Annotated in this window: 1 protein-coding gene and 1 pseudogene; both read right to left on the reverse strand. The window is 30.3% G+C overall.

Annotation, left to right across the window (positions count from 1 at the left end):
• Window positions 1-442: 442 nt before the first annotated feature.
• Window positions 443-1,185, reverse strand: a pseudogene (locus tag ACFWDE_RS30305) (lipoprotein BA_5634 family protein).
• Between the two features lie 32 nt (window positions 1,186-1,217).
• A partial coding sequence (locus tag ACFWDE_RS30310) for an ABC transporter permease (RefSeq protein ID WP_377896372.1) occupies window positions 1,218-2,628 on the reverse strand: 1,411 nt, incomplete at its 5' end.

Raw genomic sequence — 2,628 nt, forward strand, 5'->3', positions numbered from 1 at the left:
CTTAATAGACAGTGCAAGTAATGAAATAGTTCCACATTTACAAAAAAATTAAATTTATGGTTAAGCTGCATTGGAAGAGGGAAGATTTTAAGCTTCTCACAAACATAAGGAGCGAATATATTTAGCGAACCATTATTAGTGTTGTTTTGAAAAATTCATTTAAAATACCTTTTAGTTCATTTTCGCCGATCTTATCTTTTTTCTTTATAGATTTTTGATACAAAAAATAGAATCCTTATAGTAAGGATTCTACATCAGAAAATAACAAAAATATAAGCGCTACAAAAAAAACACTTAAAGTATAAGTGTCATCTTCATCACTTCGAGGCGTTAATATATACATATTGTTCATCATAATCTGTCACAACAACACTATGTTGATGATATATTTGTTTTTCTTAACTTGATGGTGACGGGGTTCTACCCGTATAAACGAAATTGTTTACTTTTCTGTAATATTTACAAAATTAACGGCTCTCTTGTCCTCAGTTCCTAAAGCCGTATTCACTTTATCTATTTCCTTACTTAATTCTGGTGCTTTCCCTTGACTCTCTAAATTACGATTCCCAAAAGATTTATTAAAAGATAGAATCTGCCTAGTTTTTTCTTTCCCATTTATTTCTTTAAATAATGTATCATCTACAATTAATAGGATTTCGTTGGATCCACCACGATATGGAGATAGCCATACATCCCCTTTATATTGAACATTCATTTTTTTCTCATCAAATGTTAGTTCTTTCAAGTCTTTATATTCTTTATTTGCAAATAAGATAATTTCATCTTTTTTTTTTTTGGTAAAGAATCAATAGGGACTGAAGATGTGAGTCCGCTATTATTATCTCTTTCACGTATAAGTCCCTTTTTATTCATTTCTTCAGCAGTCGTTCTACTTATAAATAGTAAATTACTAGTAGCAGTATCCATAGAATCCCCAAAATTAGTCGGGAGCTTGATGTTGAGCTTATTATTATCTATAGTCCCTTCTTTTAATTGATATAGGTCTTGTGAGGTTGTTATATCTTTGTATGAGTCTATTATAGAGTTTCTTGCTTGTTCGTTTATCTTTCCTACTTCTATTGAAATTCCATTTGCTGGAGAATCTTTTACACCAAATAATGAACATGCTCCTAACATGGTAATAGAAATACCTGCTACTATTAATAATTTTAGTCTTTTTTTCAACCTATATTCTCCTTCTTTTAATTATTTTTGAATTAAAAAATCGTTTTATACATTTTTTTCAAGTATTGAGAACGAACAAAATAAAAGTATATAATTTGCAAAACTAAGAAACAAATCAATACCATAACTGAACTACCCAAGACTGAAAAATTAGCTAACTTTTGTAAGGCCATAAAAGCAACCGTACTATGTGCAATCGCTATTGCAATTGGTAAAAAGAATAACAATGTAAGTTGACGTGACACAACTTTCTTTAATTCCGGTTTGCTTAAACCGACCTTTGCTATCATTTTATATTGCTGCTGATTTCGTTCTAAGTCTGTGTATAATCGGAAATATAAAAAACTTGCGGCAAACGTAAAGAAAACAATGCCTATTAATACACTCATGATAGATGCAAGTCCAAAACTTTGCTTCATCACTATCCATGTAAGAATTAAAGTCGAAAATGTATATTTTTCGTTGTCTACTATATCCTCAATTTTACTTGTATTATCTTTCTGAAAAGCTGCTAAAAGATTTTCCGCAACTTTTTTTGTTTTTTCCCAATCTTTCACAATAAAACCATTAATAGTGGTTTCAAAATGGTAATTCTCTGGATCTGCTATCATTTGATTATATACAGCGTCTGGTACAATAATTATCGTTACCATTGTATCTTGTAATTCTTTCGGAGTAAGTATTTTATTTACATGCATATCTTTTTTTATATCTCTATACAACAATTGAAAGTTATTTTGATTAGATTTTGTATTAGCAATTTTCCTCGAAGGTATAACAAAACTACTATTTTCACCTTTTAGATTTTCTTCTTCGAAGCCAAATGCCTCAGCTAGCTTATTATAATCACTTAATTTTATAACGCTTGATAATACATTATTGTTATAGAGGGTATCTCGAACTTGTTTTATTGAATAAGTAACCCGTTTAAATTTAAACTCACCATCATGGAGTTCGCTTTCTATTTTTTTTAGATGTTCTTTTTCTAACTGGTTATTATCATAGGACTTATAAGAAAATGCAAAAGGATTATCCGATTCAGCCATGGACGAATTGCCTAATCCCATACAAGTCCCTACTGCAGTGAAGGCAACGGTAGAAATAATAGTTACCATAAAAAACATTTTTGCATTATCTTTTAATTGATACACTAAATCTGAGATGGTGAGTATGTTTGTTTTCTTAAAGAAAATATTTTCTCTTTTCTTTAATGCACGTAACACATACACACTGAGCTGTGTAAACAAGAAGTACGTTCCAAGTACAACAAAGCTTACCCCTGTCGCCATCATGAATAATACATATTTCATATCCTTGTATTGAATTGCATTAACACTATGGAATACAGCCGTATATCCTAATCCAATACAAATAAGTGCGAATAAAGACAGCCAAAAGGATGCTTTGGGTTCAGGCTTTGGCTTTTCTTCTGCTTTTATTAAT

This window comes from Bacillus sp. NPDC060175 (assembly GCF_042728695.1).
Classification (GTDB): domain Bacteria; phylum Bacillota; class Bacilli; order Bacillales; family Bacillaceae_G; genus Bacillus_A.